General features: G+C 49.4%; 16 protein-coding genes and 1 pseudogene. All 17 read right to left on the bottom strand.

Going from position 1 to position 21,960, the window contains the following annotated elements:
* Positions 1–9 precede the first annotated feature (9 nt).
* Complete coding sequence (locus CEK60_RS01200) at positions 10–1,548, bottom strand: heparinase II/III family protein (protein ID WP_089037464.1); 1,539 nt, start codon at positions 1,546–1,548, stop codon at positions 10–12.
* Positions 1,549–2,706 (bottom strand): glycosyltransferase, encoded by a 1,158-nt coding sequence (locus tag CEK60_RS01195; protein ID WP_089037463.1) that lies wholly within the window; start codon positions 2,704–2,706, stop codon positions 1,549–1,551. It abuts the gene before it with no gap.
* Positions 2,699–5,920, bottom strand: a complete 3,222-nt coding sequence (locus tag CEK60_RS01190; RefSeq protein ID WP_089037462.1) for a glycosyltransferase — start codon at positions 5,918–5,920, stop codon at positions 2,699–2,701. The genes CEK60_RS01195 and CEK60_RS01190 overlap by 8 nt, the downstream gene beginning before the upstream one ends.
* 218 nt (positions 5,921–6,138) lie before the next feature.
* Positions 6,139–7,419 (bottom strand): UDP-N-acetyl-D-mannosamine dehydrogenase, encoded by a 1,281-nt coding sequence (wecC, locus tag CEK60_RS01185; protein ID WP_089037461.1) that lies wholly within the window; start codon positions 7,417–7,419, stop codon positions 6,139–6,141.
* A gap of 195 nt (positions 7,420–7,614) precedes the next feature.
* A complete protein-coding gene (wecB, locus tag CEK60_RS01180; protein WP_089037460.1) occupies positions 7,615–8,733 on the bottom strand; it encodes a non-hydrolyzing UDP-N-acetylglucosamine 2-epimerase in 1,119 nt (372 codons plus the stop codon).
* Between the two features lie 60 nt (positions 8,734–8,793).
* The gene (locus CEK60_RS01175) at positions 8,794–9,099 is read right to left on the bottom strand and encodes a hypothetical protein (RefSeq protein ID WP_089037459.1); all 306 of its coding nucleotides are present in this window, start codon (positions 9,097–9,099) and stop codon (positions 8,794–8,796) included.
* 463 nt (positions 9,100–9,562) lie between these two features.
* The gene (locus CEK60_RS01170) at positions 9,563–11,599 is read right to left on the bottom strand and encodes a hypothetical protein (protein WP_089037458.1); all 2,037 of its coding nucleotides are present in this window, start codon (positions 11,597–11,599) and stop codon (positions 9,563–9,565) included.
* Complete coding sequence (locus tag CEK60_RS01165; RefSeq protein WP_089037457.1) at positions 11,596–13,317, bottom strand: hypothetical protein; 1,722 nt, start codon at positions 13,315–13,317, stop codon at positions 11,596–11,598. The genes CEK60_RS01170 and CEK60_RS01165 overlap by 4 nt, the downstream gene beginning before the upstream one ends.
* A 292-nt stretch (positions 13,318–13,609) precedes the next feature.
* The gene (locus tag CEK60_RS01160) at positions 13,610–14,932 is read right to left on the bottom strand and encodes a UDP-glucose dehydrogenase family protein (protein WP_089037456.1); all 1,323 of its coding nucleotides are present in this window, start codon (positions 14,930–14,932) and stop codon (positions 13,610–13,612) included.
* 41 nt (positions 14,933–14,973) lie between these two features.
* A complete protein-coding gene (rfbC, locus tag CEK60_RS01155; RefSeq protein WP_089037455.1) occupies positions 14,974–15,519 on the bottom strand; it encodes a dTDP-4-dehydrorhamnose 3,5-epimerase in 546 nt (181 codons plus the stop codon).
* An 82-nt stretch (positions 15,520–15,601) separates the two neighbouring features.
* Positions 15,602–16,498, bottom strand: a complete 897-nt coding sequence (gene rfbA / locus CEK60_RS01150; RefSeq protein ID WP_089037454.1) for a glucose-1-phosphate thymidylyltransferase RfbA — start codon at positions 16,496–16,498, stop codon at positions 15,602–15,604.
* 75 nt (positions 16,499–16,573) lie between these two features.
* Complete coding sequence (locus CEK60_RS01145) at positions 16,574–16,666, bottom strand: GIY-YIG nuclease family protein (RefSeq protein WP_198361441.1); 93 nt, start codon at positions 16,664–16,666, stop codon at positions 16,574–16,576.
* Positions 16,667–16,684: 18 nt separating this feature from the next.
* Positions 16,685–17,599 (bottom strand): dTDP-4-dehydrorhamnose reductase, encoded by a 915-nt coding sequence (gene rfbD, locus CEK60_RS01140; RefSeq protein WP_089037453.1) that lies wholly within the window; start codon positions 17,597–17,599, stop codon positions 16,685–16,687.
* A gap of 130 nt (positions 17,600–17,729) precedes the next feature.
* Positions 17,730–18,830, bottom strand: a complete 1,101-nt coding sequence (rfbB, locus tag CEK60_RS01135) for a dTDP-glucose 4,6-dehydratase (RefSeq protein WP_089037452.1) — start codon at positions 18,828–18,830, stop codon at positions 17,730–17,732.
* A 48-nt stretch (positions 18,831–18,878) separates the two neighbouring features.
* Entirely contained in the window at positions 18,879–19,760 is an 882-nt protein-coding gene (locus CEK60_RS01130; protein WP_089037451.1) for an ABC transporter ATP-binding protein, read from the bottom strand.
* 113 nt (positions 19,761–19,873) lie between these two features.
* Positions 19,874–20,190 (bottom strand): annotated as a pseudogene (locus CEK60_RS22965) (four helix bundle protein).
* An 80-nt stretch (positions 20,191–20,270) separates the two neighbouring features.
* A complete protein-coding gene (locus CEK60_RS01120) occupies positions 20,271–21,689 on the bottom strand; it encodes an MBL fold metallo-hydrolase RNA specificity domain-containing protein (protein WP_089037450.1) in 1,419 nt (472 codons plus the stop codon).
* Between the last annotated feature and the right edge of the window lie 271 nt (positions 21,690–21,960).

Genomic DNA, 21,960 nt, shown 5'->3' with positions numbered 1-21,960 from the left:
CCAATCTATCTATACACTTTTTATTGTGATATTCCAGTCGATAATTTCAGCGTCACTTGACACGATTAAAGAGGGTGCTAATACTGATTTAGAATGCCCTACACATCGCTCTGTATGCTGAATTTTTAAAGATGAAGAATTAATATTGGTAGTAAGTATTAGCCGGCCAATACTGCCATGCTTCGTGATTTCATAACTACCTTTCTGCAAGAGAGTTATCTCAACACCCTCCGCAAAATTATAATAAACCTCCCACTCCTCGTCTGCCGTTACAGCTTCATGGATATAGAGCTCATTGCTGTATGCGAAAATTGAACGACTGTGCGAAGAGGATTTGAATTCCGCCTCTCCACGCAATCCAGAACGGTTGTAGTCAACATCGATTGACAGCTTTTTCAGTTCCTGTTGATTTGATGCCGTCAAGGAAAGAGAGTTATGGCCCCTGGCCGCCCTGTACCACTGATATCTTATCTTTGAACCGTATTTATATGGACCACCTGCATCCACCATAAGGAAACCAAAATCGGCAAACCATATATCAGTGTGCAGTGGTGAGGCATGACCATGCGCGCTTTCCGCATTATGGGAAAGCGTCAGGAAATGAACGCTATCATCATTGGCACCACCACGGTAGTAACCGATCTTGTCCAAGCGACGCCAATGTTCGGCCAATGCACTGTTTTCAGGCATGAACTTTTTCTGATAGGAGCTGAGCATTCGACCATGCGCCGAATCACCCGAAGCAGGCATACTTCCATCTGGGAATGAAATCGCCGCTATATGGCTATTCAAGTTATTTTCGATCAGCTCGGCGTCGACATTCAATCCAGCTGATAAGCCACTCATGGTTTCAATAATATTCTTGACAATAACTAGATCAAAGAAACAATAGGCTATTGACTGTTCTAGAGAGAAGCCAGTTTCTTGGTCAATCAATTCGTTTATAAAGCCCTCAATTTGACCTCTGAATTTATTTTTCCCTTCTTCATCAGTAGTCGCGTGAGCGTAAATAAAGGCTGCTAATAAATGGAAAACACGGTGATTGTTGTTCTTCCATTTTTCGTTATCTAATATTTCGGCAAGATATCGGATAATCGCTTTTACATGGTCATCTATCTTTTGTATTACCGCTTCACCAAGCACACTGCTGACGACCAGCAGCTCTTTTAATTCAAGCAACACACACAAACGCTCACAGATTGCGTGGTCATCCCAGAGCATATTCCAGGCACCTGAGCGCTCTTCGTCTGGGGTGATATCTAGAACACTCTCGACAACCTTAAGAGCGGCTGAAATCTCTTGTTTATCGCCACCTGACAGGACAGGTATCACCCAGCCAAGTGAGTAGAAATATAGCTGTAACGTTTTATCTTCTTGATCAATTACTTCATAAATGTTCCCTAAGGAGGGAATAATCATAGATTGATGGCCAGGATGCACCAAGATTTCAAACTGTTGTTCACTGGCCACTACCACTTTAGCATTTTGAGGATAGTCTGATAAATGCTTGATCCAGGTTACATAAGGAGAAGACGAATACTCTACCAATTAGGCCACCACTTGCTTAATATTATTAAAAAAAGAATCTGACACGGCAGCAGGAACCAGTCCTTGCTTGGCATTCGCCAGCCCCTCCGGCGAAACTATTTGACTATCGGTCAAATAGCACATTTTCTCGAATAGTTCGGTATCACTGGTGTTCTCAAAGGTGACACCACAGCCGCTGGTTTCTATATCCAGAAAACCACCGCTATTAGGCCCCAACACCGGAAGATCAAAAGTAATCGCCATCATCGCTGCCCCGGAATTCATGGTCCGCCGATAGGGGCATACCGCAATGTCCGCCGAACGGAAATAGACCTGCAGCTTGTCGTGAGGCACTGGGGTCATATCGAGGATCACGTCAGGCTTACCTTCGCCCCAAGCGGTAATCTTTTCGACCAACGTTTTATCCGATGGTAACCCGGCAATAACCAAGCGGGTTCTCTTTCTCGTCTTGCAGCGAAGTTGATCATAAGCGGCCATAAGACGATCATACCCCTTATACTCCATGATCGCGCCGAAGGAGAGAAAAACAAACTCGTCTTCATCAATCTGCAGTTGGGTACGCGCCTCATGACGGGATATTTCATCCGGCTGTGCGCCTTCATAGGTAGGGTGAGGCACTACAAACATCTTGCTCTCATCAAGTGTATAAAACTGTTCCGTCAGTTTGGCGCTATCGCTTGCCATCACGTGCAAAGCATCGGCGGCATCGGCCATCATCTGGTGGATCTTTCTGTCCTGCTCAACCCATACAGTTTCATGAGGCATTACGTTGTGAACGGTCCATACAATTTTGTGGCCATTCTCCTTAATGCGGCGCAATAGGTTTTCCCAATACACCACTGCCTCATCCGCCTCTGCCTCGGTCTTCGCCTGACCTGTTTTGTCATGAATCCAATGAAAGTGGCAAATCACTTTACCCGGCCAGGGAATATCACCGCACAGACCAAGGTCATGTATAGGGAGAATACTGACGTTGAACTTCTCCTGAGCGGAATATAAAAGTGCCTGAAATTGATTGCGCTGAGCAACTGGCCCATAAGCCAAGACAAAGTGATCGTCCGGGTTGTCAAATAGCTCGGCACCTATAACAGCGGTTGATTTAGCCAGTTTGGCACACTCTTGCCAGAGCTTTTCAGGACGGTCGATAATATTAAGCATCCAGCACCTCTCTGGCAGTCACATTTTCTTCTATCAAGCGACGATAGATACTTTCATAACGTTTGGCATTAGCACTCCAGGTTCGCTCAGCAAACACCCATTGTTTTGCTGCAGCTACCTTGCTTTCACGAAGTGTGCTGTCTTCAATCAATAGCTTTAACTTTTCTACGAGGCTCTCAACATCAGCAGGTTTAGCCACTAGTCCACGCTCTTCATTTTCACCTACAATTTCCTTGAGTGCGGGCAGGTCTGTCACAATGATAGGCCGTTCCAGCGCCATCGCCTCATAAGGCTTGAGAGGTGTTACCCAATCAGCGGCGTAGTCTGGAATACGCGGAATGACAAAGAGATCTATTGCCTTGTAATAAGCATTTATCTCGTTATGATCAATTTCACCTGAAAAAAAGATAAGATCTTTCATTCCTAGTTTCAGTGCAAGATGTTCAAGACTTTTACGCTCAGGCCCGTTACCCACCAATAAGCCGCGGATGTCCGAACCAGTCTCTTCTCTTAGCTTTTTAATTGCTTCAATAAGATATTTATGACCTTCTCGGCGTGACATATTAGAAATATAGCCAATGACAAAATCAGCGCCTTCAAGCATAGGGATAGAAGCCGATTCAAACACCTTACCTAAATATTTACTTTCATCAATCGCATTAGGAATGACCTCGATTTTATCCGGTCTGACTCCACGCTCAATCAATATCTTCTTCATGCTGTATGAAATGGTCGTAACGAAATCGGCTTCTTCCATACAGAAGTTTTCTTTAATGACACGTAACTCAGTTCGCTCCAGCTCCATTACATCACTACGCACAGGTGTCCAGGTATGTTCATGGAACGAACGAACTTCGTATAATAATGGTAAACCAGTCAATTTTTTCAAAGCCAATGCTTGCAGAGCCAATTCATAACCTCTGACCCCAGACGCTGCATGAATAAGGCTAGCTCCGCGAGCTTTTAAAATTTTGGCTATATGAAAAGCTGAATAACTAGTCCGATCAGGCAGGGCAAGCCCTCTCAAACCATCAGTATTAGCCCCAATTCGAAAGTGTTCGATCCCTTCGATAATTTCGAGGCTTTTAACTCCCTCTATGCCCACAAACCTTGGGTAACCAATAGGAGTAATAATGTATGGATCAATGCCAATACGCTGCTGAGATAATGCAGTATTCAAACAACGAATTGCCCCTCCAGTATTTTCATAAGGGTAAGCAGTTTTATGCAAGTGGGCAACCGTCAATTTATTATTAACGGGTAGACTCAACTTTTTATCAAAATAAGCAATTTCAGGTAACCAAGTGCGATTCAACTCCACCATTTCTAGAACGGCTCCATTGAGCTGTGCCAAATCGTTACGATGCTTAGAAAGCTCGTATTTATAACTAAGCAGTGCAAGCCGCAGGCTCACGGCACCTTCCTTATGCACATAAGGCTCTAAAAGCTTAACCCAACCCAGTCCAGGTACTTGGTATGTTAGCCAGACTGAAGAATCTTCAACCTTAACGTTCCCCAAGCGAATATTACTCAATCTCAAACCTTTTGGAGCGACAAAAGCCACAACATCTACTTCTACTCTGGCAATACCAGCAGGGATTGAGAAAACACAAACCTTTTTAGTACCGCTACCTTTACTTGTATCAATATATTGATAATTAGGATAAGCCTTCGACGCGGAGAACCCTGGCAATTTCTCTTTTTTTAGACTACCACTATCATCAAAGAACCTAAAACTTGCGACCACACCTTTTGGGTTCCCACCCGCTTCATCTTCAACGTCAAGTTCGAGGTAGTATAAACCACTAGCTGTAATATCAAGACTTATCTTATGAGCTTTTTTAGAACCAATTTTTATTTGAGACAAACTCGTTCCTTTACGTTGAACAGCCTCATTCAAACAGCTCAAAAATGCATCAAAGCTTCGTTCATCGTCATAAAACAGGTAAAATCTATGATTAGCTAAATTAAAACAACTTTGTTCTATTTTAAATTGTTCGACAAAGCTCATTAGCTCAAAAAAAGGCTGTTTCAGCTCATCTAAAAAGGCATCCGCATAGTGAAGGTGCTCTTTCATAACAGGCAATGAAAGCTGCTTCGCTGCAATTATTGCTGGTAGTGCTACAGAAAAGTCACTGCTAACAATAACGGCTTCAGGACACACTTCTTTAAAGCGATTGCTATAATATTCAGTTCTAGATTTTAAATAAGCTTCTGGACTAACCCCCCCCCACCCTTCCGAAGAGTCATAGTGCATACAGGTATTTTCTTGCATATAAGCACTTAACTTCGGAACACTATTGTTTTCATTAACATCAAAAGGCTCAATAAAAACAGGGCCGTAGTTATTCTCACACAATAATGCGAAAAGTTTTTGTGTGCGTTTCGCATATCCCTTAGAAATATCCTTTTGGCCGTGGTTTACCACTACCGCAACACGTCCTTTAATACATTCCGACGATGCAGCATGTTTTGTTTCAATCAACCGGTATGCAAGGTCAATAAGGTCGTCGGCTTTGGCGGTTTTTACGCTCTTTTTATTACCAGGTCTCTCTCCCCTGAGTAACTTCGCAATACGTTGACTAGACATATTGAGCAATGCTTTATCTTCAACCTGATTCGCAAGTATCTCAATGGCGTCTCCAACCACACCGTCCGTCAATAGCGCCGCTCTTGATTGCTCACTCATTACAAACAGATGCAAAGCCTGTTTGGCTACAAACAGGCTCTTTGACTCGACTACATCGCCAGGTATGTGTCCAGTACTTTCTACCCCAAAGAACGCCAATCCTAGCCGTTTTGCAGCGATCCACGCAGCTAACCCTACACCTGCCGTTTCCGCTAGGACGGTCATGGGACGATACACACGTAATAGCTTGATCAGCTTCTCTACGGTAGCCTCTAATGTAGCACGCGCACACCCTGAAGCACTGTTGGGTAACGTTGAGTAGAGATAACGTACACCGTTGATATCAGACTCAGGGGTAATTAGCTCGTATCCCTCCCCTTCAGCATCCCAAGGCCAACCAGGGCGCACCATACACAGGGTCTCAAGGCCTTGCTGGTGTAAAGCCTCTGCGAGTTGCTGAGTGCTATCATTCGCTGTGCCATGGCCCTGATTTACTAAGTAGGCTACCCGTCCTTCTATTGGCTGGATGATAGGCGTAGGAGCCTGGTTAGCAAGCTGTTGGGCGTGATTGAGCAGATCGTCCATAGAAGTATATTACTGTTACCCGTTGAGTTTTGAGACTTTATTTTCAGTCATGAAGGTTACTAGCGTATCGCGCCGGTTCTACCATGGATTCCCGATAACCCCACTCGGGAATGACGGGGTTGGGGCCACTCGGGAGTGACGGGCTCTCACTGGGTTCCCGATAACCCCACTCGGGAATGACGGTGTGGGGCCTCTCGGGATGACGAGTCGAAAAAGAATTACCCTAGTAACCCTACCGCGTCGATCACGCTCTCTTTAGCACGTACATTTTCGGCATTAGCCATAAACGGCTTGTGCTTGACGAGTACACACACCACGTCCGCTTGGGTAAGTGCTTCTTCCAGCGTGGCAAGCGTGGTGTTCTCGCCTTGCAGCGTTTTAGGTAGTGATTTGATATTGGGTTCTACCACTTGCAGGCGACAGCCTAGCTGCTGTACTTGCTGTGCAATGCCTAGTGCGGGGCTTTCACGAAGGTCATCAATATCTGGCTTGAAGGCAACGCCCAAGCAGGCCACGGTAAGGTCGCTGCGTCTGGCATCCGGGTGTTGCTGGTGGTAGTACTCTAGCGCTTCTTTGACGCGGCCCAGTACCCATTGGGGTTTGTTATCATTCACTTCACGGGCGGCACGGATGATTTTCGCTTGTTCCGGGCAGGAATCGACGATGAACCAAGGATCGACAGCAATGCAGTGGCCGCCAACACCTGCGCCAGGGGTAAGAATATTCACGCGAGGGTGGCGGTTCGCCAGGGCGATCAGTTCCCAAACATTGATGTCTAGCTCATGGCAAATGGTGGAAAGCTCATTGGCGAAGGCAATATTCACATCGCGGAAGCTGTTCTCGGTCAGTTTAGCCATTTCTGCAGTGCGGGCGGTGGTGGATACACAATCGCCTTCTACTACGATTTTGTAGAGCTCGCAGGCCACTTCGGCGCACTTGGGCGTCATGCCGCCAATCACGCGGTCATTTTCGACTAGTTCGCGGATAACATGGCCGGGCAATACGCGTTCCGGGCAGTGGGCAATACGAATATCCGATTCTTCACCGTGAGTTTGCGGGAACGTCAGGTCTGGGCGAGCTTCCGCTAACCAAGCGGCCATTTGCTCAGTAGCGCCTACCGGGCTGGTAGATTCCAATACGACTAGGTTACCGGGCTTGAGCACCTTAGCCACGGCTTTGCTGGCGGCTTCGATATAGCTTAAATCTGCTTTGTGGTTTTGGCCGTTTTCATCGGTATGAAACGGCGTAGGCACGGCAACCAGAAAGGCATCGGCGGGTTCTGGCGTGGTAGTCGCGCGCAGGTAACCTTCTTTCACTGCCGCGTGAACAATCATGTCCAGTTCCGGCTCAACAATGTGGATTTCGCCATTGTTGATGGTGTCGACAGCATGTTGGTTAACATCAACACCGATAACATTCTGCTTGCGGGAAGCGAAAACAGCAGCGGTAGGTAGGCCGATATAGCCCAGGCCAATCATGGAAATAGTATCGAATTTCATGTGGTGTTCCGTGAGTAGGAATGGTGAGTCGTGAATAGTGAGTCGTGAATAGTGAGTCGTGAATAGTGAATAGTGAATAGTGAATAGTGAATAGTGAATAGTGAATAGTGAATAGTGAATAGTGAATAGTGAATAGTGGGTAGAAATAGTGAATCGTGTCAGCAGCTATTCACAAGCGCGTAGCGCGCTCACATTTCACAGTGAAGCCAAAATATCGCGGATGCGTTCGCAGGCTTTACCGTCACCGTAGGGGTTGTGGGCATAGCTCATGGCAGTGTAAGCGTCGTTATCGGTCAGCAGCCGGGTTAGCTCGCTGGCAATGGTCGCCACATCGGTGCCCACCAGCTTGACGGTACCTGCTTCTACAGCTTCGGGGCGTTCAGTCGTATCGCGCATGACCAGTACCGGTTTGCCCAGCGAAGGCGCTTCTTCCTGAATGCCACCAGAATCGGTGAGGATAATGTGTGCTCGGTTCATCAGGTAGACAAACGGCAGGTAGTCCTGCGGTTCAATCAGATGCACATTATCTACCCTGGCCAGCAAGCGGTTAACCGGCTCACGGACATTGGGGTTGAGGTGTACCGGGTAGAGAATCTGGGTATCTGGATGGCGCTCGGCGGTATCAGCTAGGGCTTGGCAGATACGCTCAAACCCGCCGCCAAAGCTTTCACGACGGTGGCCGGTGACTAGAATCAAACGCTTGCTTTCATCCAGCATCGGGAACCGCTTGGCCTGCTCAAGGGCTAGCGCTTGGTTGGTTTCCAGCTTGTGAGCGACTTCCAACAGCGCATCTATCACGGTATTGCCGGTTATTTGAATAGTCGCTGGGGCAATGCCTTCATCCAGTAAGTTTTGCTGCGAGGTGCCCGTAGGCGCAAAGTGAACCGCCGCCAACGCACCTGTGAGCTTACGGTTGCCCTCTTCCGGCCAGGGAGAATAAAGGTTGCCGGTCCGCAGGCCTGCTTCAACATGCCCTACGGGGATCTGCTGATAATAACACGCCAGGGTGGTCGCAAAGGTGGTGGCGGTGTCGCCATGCACAAGAACGATATCAGGTTTGAAGTCTTCCAGTACCGGCTTGAGCCCTTGCAGAATGCCACAAGTAACGTCGTTAAGATCCTGCCCTGGCTTCATGATGTCCAGGTCATAGTCTGGAGTAAGTTCGAATAAAGCGAGCACTTGATCTAGCATTTCGCGATGCTGAGCGGTGACACAAACGCGGGCTTCAAAACGCTCGTCTGTGGCAAGCTGCAGTGCAAGGGGTGCCATTTTTATGGCTTCTGGGCGGGTGCCGAATACCGTGAGTACTTTCATTCTTTACCTTTTTTCAGTTATCAGTCCATTTTAAGGCCTGAGTGTCATACCTTGACAGCCCTATGACGTTTCCGCTTGGCCAGCGTCTTGTAGGCGGTATTCCAATTCTTGACAACGGCGATAGTAGTATTCCAGCAGCTCTTGAGTTTCTGCTAATTGCTGGGCAATAGGGATAGTCTCAGCAATTTTGGGCGCATGTTGGAACACTTGGCCGGGCTTCTGCAGCCTTTGTTCACAAATCTTAATATTAACATCAAACAGGCTTTGCCCATACTGGTAGGCAGCTTGTTGATAGAGTGTTATGGCATTTTGATAATCATTTTGTTTAAAAGCATCGTGAGCGCGTTTAACAAGATCTTTTTCCATGAGTATCTCTTGAATCGTGAGTCGTGAATCGTGAGTCGTGAGTCGTGAGTCGTGAATCGTGAATCGTGAATCGTGAATTTTTAGGGTAGGGTCCCTCACCCGTCATTTCCCACAACCACGGCCCGATCATTCCCGAGTGGCACCACACTTGTCATTCCCGAGCGGGGTTATCGGGAATCTACCTTGACCTTGCCTACTGATGCTCGAGTGCCTGAACCAAAATGGATTCCCGCTAAGGGCATGCGGGAATGACGGCTGAGAAGAGGCTGTCATTCCCGAGTGGGGTTATCGGGAATCCACCTTGACCTTACCCGCTGATGCCTGAGTGCCTGAATCCAAAATGGATTCCCGCTAAGGGCATGCGGGAATGACAGTTCGGTGGCATGCGTTAATGGCGATTAGATGCATCCGTTAATGGCGGTTCGGTGGTATACGGGAAAGACGGTTGGGAAGAATGCGTTATCTACCCTTCTACTCTGAGGCTGAGTGCATTGGGAAGCGTTAGCCATTGGGCGGGACGTTGGCGGGTCTCGAGTAGCGTATTCCAGCTTTCCTTTAGGCCGTTTTCCTGCGGATAGCTATTACCTTCCAGCACAACATCAAGCCGTTGCGTGGGCAGTTGCTGTAGCAGTAGCGCTAACGCCACTTCTCGGCTGTGCCCTGCTTCGGTTAGCGCTTCACCTACAATAGCTAGTACACGGGCATCTTCCGGCAGCCATTGGTTTAGGCGTTGCAGAACGGTGTTTGCCGCGTAGAACAACGCCGTTTGGTCGTTGGTTTGGCACTCTATCCAAGGGGCATGCACCACATTGACCGCGTGGCTAAGGCGCTTGTTATTCAAGCACTGTTTTAGTTCATCGCTAGCTACTTTCTGATGCGTAATGCTAACAATAGTTTGCGGCAGGTCAGCGTGAGATAACGTTACCTCGTTCTCCTGACCGTGATGCTGGCCTTTCTGCCGGGTTAACTTGGGCTGCTCTGCCCGGGCATTAATAATGCTTTGCGCCAGCAGCTCCGTTGTGCCATTGCTGCCAAAAATCACTATTACATCATGGTTGTTTGCATTGTAGTGTTCTAGCAAGGCCATGGCATAGCCAGGTGCAAGCGTTGTGCTTATGGGGCGCTGGCCATGCTGCAGGTAGTTCATTAGTGCCTGTTCGTCACGCTGTTGGCGGGCGCTACGGGTAACGTGCTGACCAAGGGCATTGGTGGTTTGCTGTATATAGCTGCGCTGTTCGCCGAACAGAGATTCCAGCTTGCTTTCTAACTGCCCAAAACGTTCGTTACTTTGTTGTAACGTGGCGAGCTGTTCGCTGAGCTGGCTGATCGTAGCGTCTTTTTCAGTTAGCTGCTGCTGGGCTTTCGCTAGTTCAGCTTCAGCTTCTTCATGCTGTTTTTTTCGATTAGCAAAGTAGCGCTGATAATTTTCGCGCTCTTCTTCGCTGTGCGTTAATTTTTCTTGAAGGCTAGCGATTTTCTCGACGCCCTCTTCTGCCTGCTGCTTGCGGTGAGTAAACCAAGTGTGCGTTTCTTGCAGTTTTTCCTGCGCTTTCTGCTCTGCTTTGATAACGTCTTGATACTGCTGTTCGGTCTTTTTGAGTGCTTGTTCGGTTTCCTGGTGCTCTTTTTGATGCTGCTGGCTGGCTTTGAGCGCCTGACTTAGCTGCTTTTTCAGCGTATCGCGCTCTTCGGTTAACTGGCTGAGCTGTGTGTCACGCTCGGCCAACTGAGCGTCTTTCTCTGCCAATTTCTCTGCCAGCTGTTGCTTGGCCTTTTGGGCACTCTGCTTACTGTTTCGCTCGCTATCCGCCAGTTCTTTTTCCAGCTTTTCGCGCTCTGCGGTTAGCTGGCTGAGCTGTGTGTCACGCTTGGCCAATTGCGCATGGGTATCTTTTAGCTTGTGATACAGCGGGTTGCGGGTAAAACCGAGAAGAAAGAAATCCGGGTCCCCTGCATGTTGAGTCGCCACCTCAAAACCTTGCTGTTCACACCATTGGGTTAGCTCGGCGTCTGTCGCCATTCCCTCGTATAGGCGCAGTGGGCTAGTACGCACCCATAGATGGGTTAACTGATCAAGTAAGCCGGAATAGTTGAACGCTTGCAGCAGGCTTAGGGAAATTTCCGGCTGTTCGATAACCAAATGGGTGAACGCTGCTTGGCTCAGGCCAGCCTGCTCTAGCGCCTGCGGCAGTGTTTGAGTATCTACTGATTGGTGACGAGCCTTGCCAAGACCTGGATAGAGGGTCGTTAGCTCACTGGCAGGAGCCAAGCTGTTGAAGTCTTTAAGTGTGTAGGCATAACACACCGCTTCTCCGCCTGGGGGGGTTATCGGCTGGTCTGCAATATGCAATGCCGGTAACACTTGAGATAACGCTTTGTGGTGCGCTGAAACGGGCGAAAGTGATGCCAACAATACCGCTAAGCTGGCCTGTTTAATGAGTGCCTCACTCTCTTCGCGTAGCGGGCCAATATGCACTAGCAGGTCGGCAGCTTGACTCATGCATCAGCCCCCTCTGTCGGTTTTTTGGGCGCGGGCAAATGGTGTTGTGGTGGCTGTGTTTTTCGCTGTTCGGCGATGCCATGTCGCAGGTAGTGCAGCAGCGGATGCTGACCTGATGCAGCGACATCTTTGTAGTGAGTAAGATAAAAGTCGGTACTGAATTGAGAACTTGGATGACGGCCATCAATCGCGCCAAACTTAATAAAGTGTTCGGCGGGTTTAATACCTGACTTGGCAACATCAGGGTATTGGGCAAGGTACCAGTCGGCATCAAAGAACGGCGTTGCTTCCAGCATGGCTAGCTGCTTTGGTAGCTCTTTTTTGTAGCTTCGGCTATCGCGGTAAGCCACTGCGGCATGGCGCTGGGCATGTACACGCAGCCACTGTACTAAGCGTTCCAAGTGACTAATATGCCGCTGAGTATCAGCACGTAATATATTGAGTTCTTTCTGGCGCTTTTCCAGCTGTTGGCGGAAGTGTGCGGTATCCAGGGTGCTTTTCTCTAGCTGTTGCTGGATTTTTTGCACTTCGGCTGCGCGCCGCTCTAGCTTGCTGACCACACTATCCATGTTTTGCTGCTGGGCGCTTACTAGGCGCTGCTGCTCGGCAATCTGGTTCTCCTTGCGCTCGGCCAGAGCTTGGTATTCCTGATTCAGCGTTTCATACGCTTGCTGTGCCTGTTGCAGGGTGCTCAGCAGCTGAGCACTCTCTTTTTGCGCCGTAGCAAGGGTCTCCTGACCCTCTTTTTGAGTATTGAGCTGCGCCGCCAACGCCTTTTTTAGGGACTCTTTTTCTTGCTGAAGTGCTAGCTGAGCTTTTTTAATAGTCGCGTTATCTTGGCTCAGCTGAGCATTTTCCTTTTGCAACGCTTTAGTTTGCTGCTGAAGTTCTTCAAGGCGTTTTGAGCACTCCTGCTCACGTTGCTCGGCCTTTGTCTTTTGCTCGTCGACACTTTCAGCCAGCGACGTCTGAACGCTTTGAAGCTGCTGAAGAACAAGAGAGTACTCTTCACGTGCTGCTGTTAGCTCGCCCTTCAAACGGGCAATATTTTGCTGTTGTTGTTCCTGGGTGTTCTCTGCCTGTTGTAACGCGCGGCCATCCCGCTGCCCCTTTTCACTTTCTGCTTGCCGGGCGTGATATTCATTAAGCGCGGCCTGGACGATGGTTGCCTCATGGCCTTCCTCAACAGAGCTCTCCTGGCTGCTAGCCAACAGGTAAGCATAGGTGTCTTGTAACGGTTGGGCTTGCCCACAAAGATAAGCCGCGGCTAGCTGATAAATTGCCTTACCCGTTGCTGTGGTTTGTAAGTCGAGCGGCGCATCAATTAGCTTTGACGTGCGGCCTGGCGAGTAGCCTACTAAGGTAATCTGGCGGCGCGCTGAGCGAAACAGTGCAAGTAGTCGCTTGGCTTGCGCTAACCAGTCATTAAGCGCCTCTTCGGCAACGGCGCCGTTTGCAAGGCTTGCCGCTAGCCAGGCATCTGGCTGTGGCCAAGCGATCATTAGCTGACGCTCTGCGTCGTGCTTACACCAAGCGCGTAGCTTAACGGCGTCTTCATCATTCAACGTGGATAACAGACATGTGCTGTTTGGAACTTCCGCATCTGCCTCGCTGATATCTACTAGTGATTCGCATGCCAACGGATTTTCCGCAGCTGGCAATAACTGGTGCGGCTCGTGCGCGAAGGCTTGCAAGCCCAGATAAATTACCCGCGGCATAGGTTGAAAGCTCCTTGCTTGAATGTTGATCATATTTTTCAAAATTGAACAGATAAGCTAGTTAGCTAAAGCCACTTAGCTGCCCTGGTGTTGAGGGAGGGAACTTTAGCTGTAACTTTGGTTCGACACTTCGACGATAATTTAAACTAATGCGCCCAGTTATAGTAAGGGCGGCTGCGCCGCCATCGCCGAGATGTCGGACCACCGCTAAAGCGGCCTCCTACAATAGGCAGTGAGTCCTGAGTGCTTGACCAAAATTAAGAGCGCAATAGCACTGCTCTATTTAGCCGCGCTATGCTCGGCCTACCGATATGTAGCGTAAATTAACGGCTTTGGCTTCCTTGGGGTTGTAAAGATTACGCCCATCAATGACCACACCGCCTTTTAATTGATTAGCCAACCACGTTAAGTCTACTGCTCGAAATTGCTGCCACTCGGTACAAATCACCAGTGCATCTGCATCGATGACGGTATCTTCCATTCGCTTACATAACGTTAAGCCTTCACGACTGCCATAGATGCGGGCTGCTTCTTCCATCGCTTTAGGGTCGAACGCTCGTACCTGGGCACCGGCTTCCCATAACGCTTCCATTAATACGCGGCTGGGTGCTTCCCGCATATCATCGGTATTCGGCTTGAAGGCAAGCCCCCATACAGCGATTTTTTTGCCGTGCAACTGCCCATCAAGGGCATTGCTTAGCTTGGTGAACAGCGTCTGTTTTTGCCGTTCATTGACACTTTCGACGGCTTTCAACAGTTCAGCAGAGTAGCCTGCCAGTCCAGCGGTGCGGGCAAGCGCTTGAACATCTTTAGGGAAGCAGGAGCCGCCATAACCGCAGCCGGGGTAAATAAAATGGTAGCCAATACGCGGGTCGGAACCTATGCCTTGGCGCACCTGCTCAATATCGGCGCCCAGGCGTTCAGCGAGATTCGCTATTTCGTTCATGAAGCTGATTTTAGTGGCTAGCATGGCGTTAGCGGCATACTTGGTCAGCTCGGCACTGCGCACATCCATAAACAGCATTTTTTCATGATTGCGGTTGTACGGGGCATAGCATTCGCGCATTAGCTTTTCTACGTGGGGGCTGTCAGTACCCACCACAATCCGAGCGCCCCGGGTAAAGTCTTCTATCGCAGCCCCTTCCTTGAGAAATTCAGGGTTGGAACATACATCAAAGGTGTAATCTTTACCTAAACTGCTGAGCGTTTCTGCAATGGTATCGCGTACTTTTTCAGCGGTACCAACTGGCACAGTCGATTTATCAATAACAACTTTGTAGCCGTCCATATGCTGAGCAATCGTTTCGGCTACATTCAGCACGTACTGTAAATCGGCACTGCCATCTTCATCAGCAGGCGTTCCTACCGCTATAAATTGCAGGGTACCAAATTGTACCGCCTGCGCTGCATCGGTGGTGAACTTGAGCCTGCCGTCCTCGCCGTTATGCCTTACCATGGCTTCTAGGCCAGGTTCATAAATGGGGATGATGCCTTGGTTTAACTGGGCTATTTTTTGCTCATCCACATCGACACATATAACGTGATGACCTGCTTCTGCTAGGCATGTACCTGTAACAAGCCCTACGTAACCTGTACCAAAAACCGTTATGTTCATTCGTTCACTTCAGCTTGAGTGTGTTCGTTAGCTCATCGTTTTTAGTCAAAAGCTGGCGCGGCTTTAAAAGCAAGCCCTTGCTCATCTTTTGCAGAAAGCTGGGGCATCTGGCCTTGGGTAGGCCATTGAATAGCCAGTTGCGGGTCGTTCCATAAAATAGACACTTCATCCCCAGGGGCGTAGTAATCGGTACATTTGTACTGAAACTCAGCCGTTTCGCTGGTGACATAAAAACCGTGGGCGAAACCGGGGGGAACCCAAAGCATTTGCTTGTTTTGTTCACTGAGTGTTGCGCCTACCCATTGGCCATAGGTGGGTGAGCTTTGGCGCATGTCCACCGCCACATCGAAGACCTCACCCTGGGTTACCCGCACTAATTTACCCTGTGGTTGCTGGTGTTGGTAGTGCAGCCCTCGCAGAATGCCATGAGTGGATTTACTGTGGTTATCTTGCACAAACGTGTAGTGGCCACAGTGGTGTTCGAATTCACTTTGGCGGAAGGTCTCCATAAAGAAACCGCGCTCATCGCCGAACACTTGAGGAGTAATAAGCACAACATCAGGAATGGCGAGTTTTTCGTATTGCATATCTAAACCATGAGCGGTGAAGGATGAGGAGCTCGATGTAAGGCGTGAGGGGTAAGATTACTTTCTCCTCACTACTCACTCCTTACTTGTTACCTTTCGTTTTGAGTAGGCGCTGTAGGTATTGGCCGTATTGCGTTTTGGCAAGTGGTTTGGCGAGTTCGGCTAGGCGCTCGTCGCTAATCCACTGGTGCTGCCAAGCAATCTCTTCTAGACAGGCGATTTTAAGACCTTGGCGGTGCTCTATGGTTTGCACGTATTGGCTGGCCTCTAGCAAGCTGTCGTGGGTGCCGGTGTCTAACCAGGCAAAGCCGCGGCCAAGGCGTTCTACGCGTAAATCACCACGCCTTAGATAGGCGTTATTCACACTGGTAATTTCTAGCTCGCCACGCTCTGAAGGCATTACGTTTTTGGCGATTTCAACAACATCGTTATCGTAGAAATACAGGCCGGTCACCGCGTAGGCGGACTTGGGCTTTAGGGGCTTTTCTTCAATGGAAATAGCGTTGCTATTTTCATCAAATTCTACAACACCAAAACGCTCGGGATCTTTGACTAGATAACCAAATACCGTCGCACCGGAGGTATATGAGCTGGCGCGTTTTAGCTGATCAGAGAAGTGCTGCCCATGGAAGATGTTATCGCCTAGCACTAGGCACACCGAGCTGTTACCAATGAATTCTTCGCCAATAATGAACGCTTGCGCTAGGCCGTCAGGGCTAGGCTGCTCTGCGTATTCCAGGCTAATACCGAAGTCTTCGCCGGTACCTAGCAAGTTTTGATACTGCGGTAAGTCTTCCGGCGTTGAGATAATTAAGATCTCTCGGATACCTGCCAGCATGAGCACCGAGATCGGATAGTAGATCATCGGCTTATCGTAAATAGGCAGTAGCTGCTTGGATACACCGCGGGTAATGGGATGTAACCGCGTACCCGAGCCACCGGCAAGGATAATGCCTTTCCTTGGTGTACTTTGACTCATAGTCATTCATTAACCTTTTGTTCTGTCGTTCCCACGCGCTCGACGTTCTGTCATTACCGCGTGCCCGACGTTCTGTCATACTCGCTGGGACAAGTTGCTGGTCACACCGATATAAAGTGTGCCGCGCTTCCTGCTCGCCATAATGTATACGCAAGGCTGTTTTTGCATGACTTGCTAACGATCGGACTAACGATCCAGATATTCACGCAGTGTCAGTCCCAACTGGCTTTGCCAGGTGGGCATGGTGATGCCTAGTGAGTTTTCTAGCTTGCTTAGCGCCATGCGCGAATTTAGCGGGCGCTTAGCGGGTGTTGGGTATTCTGCCGTGGGGATGCCTGCGGTGCTTTCAGGCGTAATCGTTAGTGCTTCCCCTGCTCCACGGGCTTGGGTGAAAATTTCGCTGGCGAAGCCGTGCCAACTTGTCTCTCCCCTAGGCGCTAAGTGGTAGATGCCTTGGGGAATGTTAATAGTGAATAGAGAATGGTGAGCAGTGGACGGCGAGTGGTGATTTGTACAAGCCAGGGCAGTAATTTGGGCGATTAGACGTGCGGGGGTAGGCGCACCAATTTGATCGTTGACAATGCTCAGTGCATCCCGGTCGCGGCCAAGGCGTAGCATGGTTTTCATAAAGTTATTGCCACGCGCGGCGTATACCCAGCTCGTGCGAAAAATCAGGTGGCTGGCACCGCTTTTAACGACGGCTTCATCCCCTTCCAGCTTGGTTTGGCCATAAACGCTTAGCGGACCGGTGGGGCTGTCTTCCTGCCAAGAGGCTTCGCCGTTGCCTGGGTAGACGTAATCCGTTGAGTAATGCACCAGGGGAATGCCCTGCGTCGCGGCGTAATCGGCCAACTGCGCTGGCAGTTTGGCGTTTAGGCGCTTTGCCTGCTCTGGTTCACTCTCGGCTTTATCAACCGCTGTGTAGGCCGCCGCGTTGAGTATTAAGCCGGGCTGGTGTTTTTCAAGATAAACATCGACGGCTTCGGCGTTGGTTAAGTCGAGCTCTTGGCGTGTCGGGGCCAAGATAGTGCCGAAAGGGGCAAATTGGCGCTGTAATTCAAAGCCGACCTGGCCGTTACCACCGGTGATGAAGATATTCATAGTGAAGCCTTAACGTCAATCGATTGCGCAACCTGCAGCGCGGCGAAGTGAGGCCGCGAGGAACGAGCGATACCAAGGCACCCGCGAAATCCGAAAGTCTGTTGCGGGTGCGCCGTAGGCTTACCACGCACTACGTGTTGGTGCCCAGCCGTTGGTAGCTGCCGTCTTGCACGCGCTTCCACCAGGTTTCGTTGGCGAGGTACCACTCGACAGTTTTTCGTAAGCCAGTTTCGAAGGTTTCTTCTGGTGTCCAGCCAAGTTCGCGTTCAATTTTGCTGGCATCAATGGCATAACGTACGTCGTGACCTGGGCGATCAGTCACAAACGTGATCAGTTGTTTATGTGAATCGTGAGTGGTGAGTGGTGAATCGTGAGAACTACCCTTCACTTTGTATGGCACTAGCTCATCCAAAATCTCACAGATAGTCTCTACTACATGTAAGTTAGTTTGTTCGTTATGCCCGCCAATGTTGTAGGTTTCGCCGATTTCGCCTTCAGTAGCCACCTTAATTAAGGCGCGGGCGTGATCTTCGACATACAACCAGTCGCGAATTTGCTGACCATCGCCGTATACCGGCAGCGGCTTGCCAGCCAGAGCATTTAGGATCATCAGCGGAATTAACTTTTCGGGAAAGTGATACGGCCCGTAGTTGTTAGAGCAATTGGTGACCAGTGTGGGCAAGCCGTAGGTACGCTGCCAGGAGCGAACCAGGTGGTCTGAACTGGCTTTACTCGCCGAATATGGCGAGCTTGGCGCGTAGGAGGTTTCTTCGGTGAAGAGCTCATCGGTTCCGTCTAAATCGCCATACACTTCATCAGTACTGATATGGTGAAAACGGAATGCTTCTGCTTTGGCAGGCTCTTGCTGCTGTAAGCTTTTCCAGTAAGCACGGGCGGCTTCTAACAGAACCGCTGTACCGACCACATTGGTTTGAATAAACGCGGCGGGGCCATCGATGGAGCGGTCTACATGGCTTTCTGCTGCCAAGTGCATCACCACGTCCGGCTGGTGCTGTTCAAACAACTGCTGCATCGCAGGTGCATCGCAAATGTCTGCTTGCGCAAACGTGTAGCGTTCACTGTCAGCGACACTTACCAACGATTCTAGATTGCCTGCATAAGTGAGCTTATCAACATTCACGACATGGTTGTCGGTGTTATGGATTAACTCACGAATAACGGCAGAACCAATGAAACCTGCTCCACCGGTAATGAAAAAAGTTTTGCTCATGCTGCAATCTCAGTAACTATCTTATTGACTATTTCATTAGCGCTGACGCTAGCGTGTGCTTTGCCGTAACTCTAAGTTTTCACGCGCTTCTCTTGCTCTGCTGCTAGCTTCTTTAACTGCATTTTTAGCAGCAGCGAGCGCCTCCTTGTCTTCCTGCTCTTTGGCATCAGCAAGGGTTTCTTGAGCGGCTTTCAAATCGGCGTGGCAGGCCTGTAGGTATTTACGAGCCCCTACCACATCGCTAGGCAGTTCAGACTGACGTTGCTTTTTGTCTACATCTGAATGATAGGCGGCAATGGCATCGTTGATATCGTCGTACCAAAAGGCGCTGCCTTTTTTGAGATAAACCCCTGCCTGGCAGAGGTCTTTCAAAATACCTTCTGAGTGGGAAACCATTATCAAAGAGGCTTGACCCGTTTTCGATTCAAATAGCTCTTTAGCTTTGGCTTTAAATGCGCGATCACCAACGGCAGTGGCTTCATCGGAAATGTAGACATCAAAATCAAACGCGAGCGATAAACCAAACGAAATACGTGACTTCATGCCCGATGAATATGTACGAATGGGCTCATCAAAGGCTGGGCCAATTTCTGCGAACTCTTCTACGAACTTGATAACCCGCTTGACCTCTTCGGGGTCACTGCCTTGCACCCGGGCAACGAATTTAACGTTTTGGCGTCCCGTCATGTTTCCCTGCATTCCCCCAGAAAGACCAACTGGCCAGGAAACACGACTATGACGAATAACCTCTCCACGCTCAGGGGTATCCATGCCAGCAATAAGACGCAAAAGTGTCGATTTACCTGCTCCGTTCGCGCCTATTAAGCCTACACTAACGCCCATAGGGATGGTGAAATTGACGTCTTTTAGTACCCAGTCGCTACCATGATGGTTGTGGTAACGCTTGTAGAGGTGTTTGATTTCAATCATTTTGAATTCGTGAACTAGTGAGTGGTGAACTCGTGAATAGTGAGTGGTGAACTCGTGAATAGTGAGTGGTGAATAGTGAGTGGTGAATAGTAAATAGGAAATTCATGGGCAAGTTAGTTTGACCGACTTTTTAAGTGTTTAATAAGGCCGCCTAGCTGGGAAGAGATTTGCTGGATACTATTTAAGTTTACAGAAATATCACTTAGATAGTTTAGACGGTTTGCTATGAGTAACTGTGTTTCTAACTCGCTGAGAGAACCTTGGAAATATATAGAAAACGAATAAATTCTTGTGTACTTCCTCTTGCTGCACCTTCTGCAATATTGCTAGGTACTGATACTGCACACCGCCTCATCTGGCTAATAAGTCCGTAACGCTCGTCATCAGGAAATTGGTTAGTAATGCTATAAATTTGCTCCACTAGATCCATGGACTGTTGCCACACACGCAATTCCTGATGTTTTCTCACGCCAGGCTCCTCACCACTCACCTCTCACTACTTACCACTCACTATTCACCACTCACCACATCAACTTGCTTCCCTTTACGCTGATAAAGCGCTTCTAGTTCATGTTTGAGCGCGTTTTTAGCGTTTTTTTCGCCATGTACAAGGCGAATGGTATGAGGCCAGCGACGCATGCGCTTGACGAAATTAAGCAAGCCTTTTTGATCTGCATGAGCAGAGTAGCCGCTAATGGTGGTAATGCCTGCATTGATGTCGATACGCTGGCCGTCTATTTCCACCCAACCGCCCTGCGGGCCATATTGCTGTATCGCTCGCCCTGGCGTGCCTGCCCCTTGATACCCCACGAACAATACCTGATGACGCTCATCACCTAACATGGCTTTTAGGTAGTTCATGATGCGCCCACCTGCACACATGCCGCTGGCAGCAATGACTACCGCTGGACGGCCAGTTTTCGCTAGGTATTGGACAGTTTGCTCGTGGGCTTCGTGGCTTTCTACGGTGTAGAGATTTTCGAAATTGAGCGGGTGGCGGCCACTACGTAAGCGGCGTTGGGCTTCTTTATCCCAGTAGGGCTTTAACTGGCGATATACGTTGGTAAAGCGTGCAGCAAGCGGTGAATCAACAATAATTTCTATAGCTTGCCACTGGTTGTTTTTGGCGTTGCGCTTGGCTTCATAAATAATGCCCTCCAGCTCGTAAAGCAGCTCTTGGGTACGGCCAATGCTGAAGGCGGGCACCATGACCGTACCGCCGTTAGCCAGGGCTTGTTCAATGGCATTTTTTAGCGTGGCACGACGTTTACGGCGACCTACGTGCTGACGGTCGCCGTAGGTGCTTTCGAGAACTAGCTGGTCACAACCATAGGGTGATTTAGGCACGGGCAATAGCGGAGCGTAGGGTGCCCCTAAATCACCGCTAAAGACAATACGCTCTTTGCTGCCATTGGCGTACTGATGAGCAACTTCAACATAGCTGGAACCGAGTATGTGCCCTGCTCTTTTGAGTTTGATGCGTGTGGTGATGCCCTGCTTACCCTTCTCGTACTCATTCACAACCGAGTGCCATTTGCCGTAAGCCACGCTGACAATTTGTGACTCAAGCTGCGCTTGGAAACGCTGGATCAGTTCTGCATTACGCGTGAAACCGATTTTTAAAGCGTCTTCAATAACCAGCGGTAATAGCGTTGCCGACGGTATGGAGCAAATAATCGGGCCTTTAAAGCCCGCTGCCAACAAGTAAGGCAGCCTCCCGACGTGGTCAATATGTACGTGGGTAATAATCAGCGCTTTAACGGTGCTGATATCAAACTCAATTTGCAGCTGTTGAAAGCTATCTTGCGCTGCGTCTTCACCTTGGAAAAGGCCGCAATCGACTAGTAGTGAGTTTTCACTATTGAGGATTAGCTGGTGACAGCTGCCCGTTACGCCTGTTGCACCACCGTGGTGGAAGATATCTAGCATCGAAAATTCCTTTTTCGGTGGTGCTCTGTTGTAGCGCGGTGTAAGCGTCAGCGCACCTGCGGGGGTATCAATGCAGTGCTAACTGGAGACTTTTGGGCGGCTGCGCCGCCGTTGCGGGTGCCTCGGTTTCGCTCGTTCCTCGCGACCTCGTTACACCGCACTACGATGTGCATTGATTTTGTAGCGCGGTGTAAGCGTCAGCGCACCCGCGGGGGTATCAATGCAGTGCTGACTGGAGGCCTTTGGGCGGCTGCGCCGCCGTTGCGGGTGC

The organism is Halomonas sp. N3-2A, from assembly GCF_002216165.1.
GTDB lineage: Bacteria > Pseudomonadota > Gammaproteobacteria > Pseudomonadales > Halomonadaceae > Vreelandella.
This window is presented reverse-complemented; position numbering and strand designations above follow the sequence as displayed.

What these genes read in the sequence shown, in the direction of transcription:
- wecB (WP_089037460.1), bottom strand. Translation starts at nt 8,733, where the DNA reads ATGAAAGTACTCACGGTATTCGGCACCCGCCCAGAAGCCATAAAAATG.
- CEK60_RS01145 (WP_198361441.1), bottom strand. Translation starts at nt 16,666, where the DNA reads ATGCAAAAACAGCCTTGCGTATACATTATGGCGAGCAGGAAGCGCGGC.
- CEK60_RS01160 (WP_089037456.1), bottom strand. Translation starts at nt 14,932, where the DNA reads ATGAACATAACGGTTTTTGGTACAGGTTACGTAGGGCTTGTTACAGGT.
- CEK60_RS01165 (WP_089037457.1), bottom strand. Translation starts at nt 13,317, where the DNA reads ATGCCGCGGGTAATTTATCTGGGCTTGCAAGCCTTCGCGCACGAGCCG.
- wecC (WP_089037461.1), bottom strand. Translation starts at nt 7,419, where the DNA reads ATGAAATTCGATACTATTTCCATGATTGGCCTGGGCTATATCGGCCTA.
- rfbD (WP_089037453.1), bottom strand. Translation starts at nt 17,599, where the DNA reads ATGAATATCTTCATCACCGGTGGTAACGGCCAGGTCGGCTTTGAATTA.
- CEK60_RS01130 (WP_089037451.1), bottom strand. Translation starts at nt 19,760, where the DNA reads ATGATTGAAATCAAACACCTCTACAAGCGTTACCACAACCATCATGGT.
- CEK60_RS01170 (WP_089037458.1), bottom strand. Translation starts at nt 11,599, where the DNA reads ATGAGTCAAGCTGCCGACCTGCTAGTGCATATTGGCCCGCTACGCGAA.
- rfbA (WP_089037454.1), bottom strand. Translation starts at nt 16,498, where the DNA reads ATGAGTCAAAGTACACCAAGGAAAGGCATTATCCTTGCCGGTGGCTCG.
- rfbB (WP_089037452.1), bottom strand. Translation starts at nt 18,830, where the DNA reads ATGAGCAAAACTTTTTTCATTACCGGTGGAGCAGGTTTCATTGGTTCT.
- CEK60_RS01120 (WP_089037450.1), bottom strand. Translation starts at nt 21,689, where the DNA reads ATGCTAGATATCTTCCACCACGGTGGTGCAACAGGCGTAACGGGCAGC.
- CEK60_RS01195 (WP_089037463.1), bottom strand. Translation starts at nt 2,706, where the DNA reads ATGCTTAATATTATCGACCGTCCTGAAAAGCTCTGGCAAGAGTGTGCC.
- CEK60_RS01190 (WP_089037462.1), bottom strand. Translation starts at nt 5,920, where the DNA reads ATGGACGATCTGCTCAATCACGCCCAACAGCTTGCTAACCAGGCTCCT.
- CEK60_RS01175 (WP_089037459.1), bottom strand. Translation starts at nt 9,099, where the DNA reads ATGGAAAAAGATCTTGTTAAACGCGCTCACGATGCTTTTAAACAAAAT.
- rfbC (WP_089037455.1), bottom strand. Translation starts at nt 15,519, where the DNA reads ATGCAATACGAAAAACTCGCCATTCCTGATGTTGTGCTTATTACTCCT.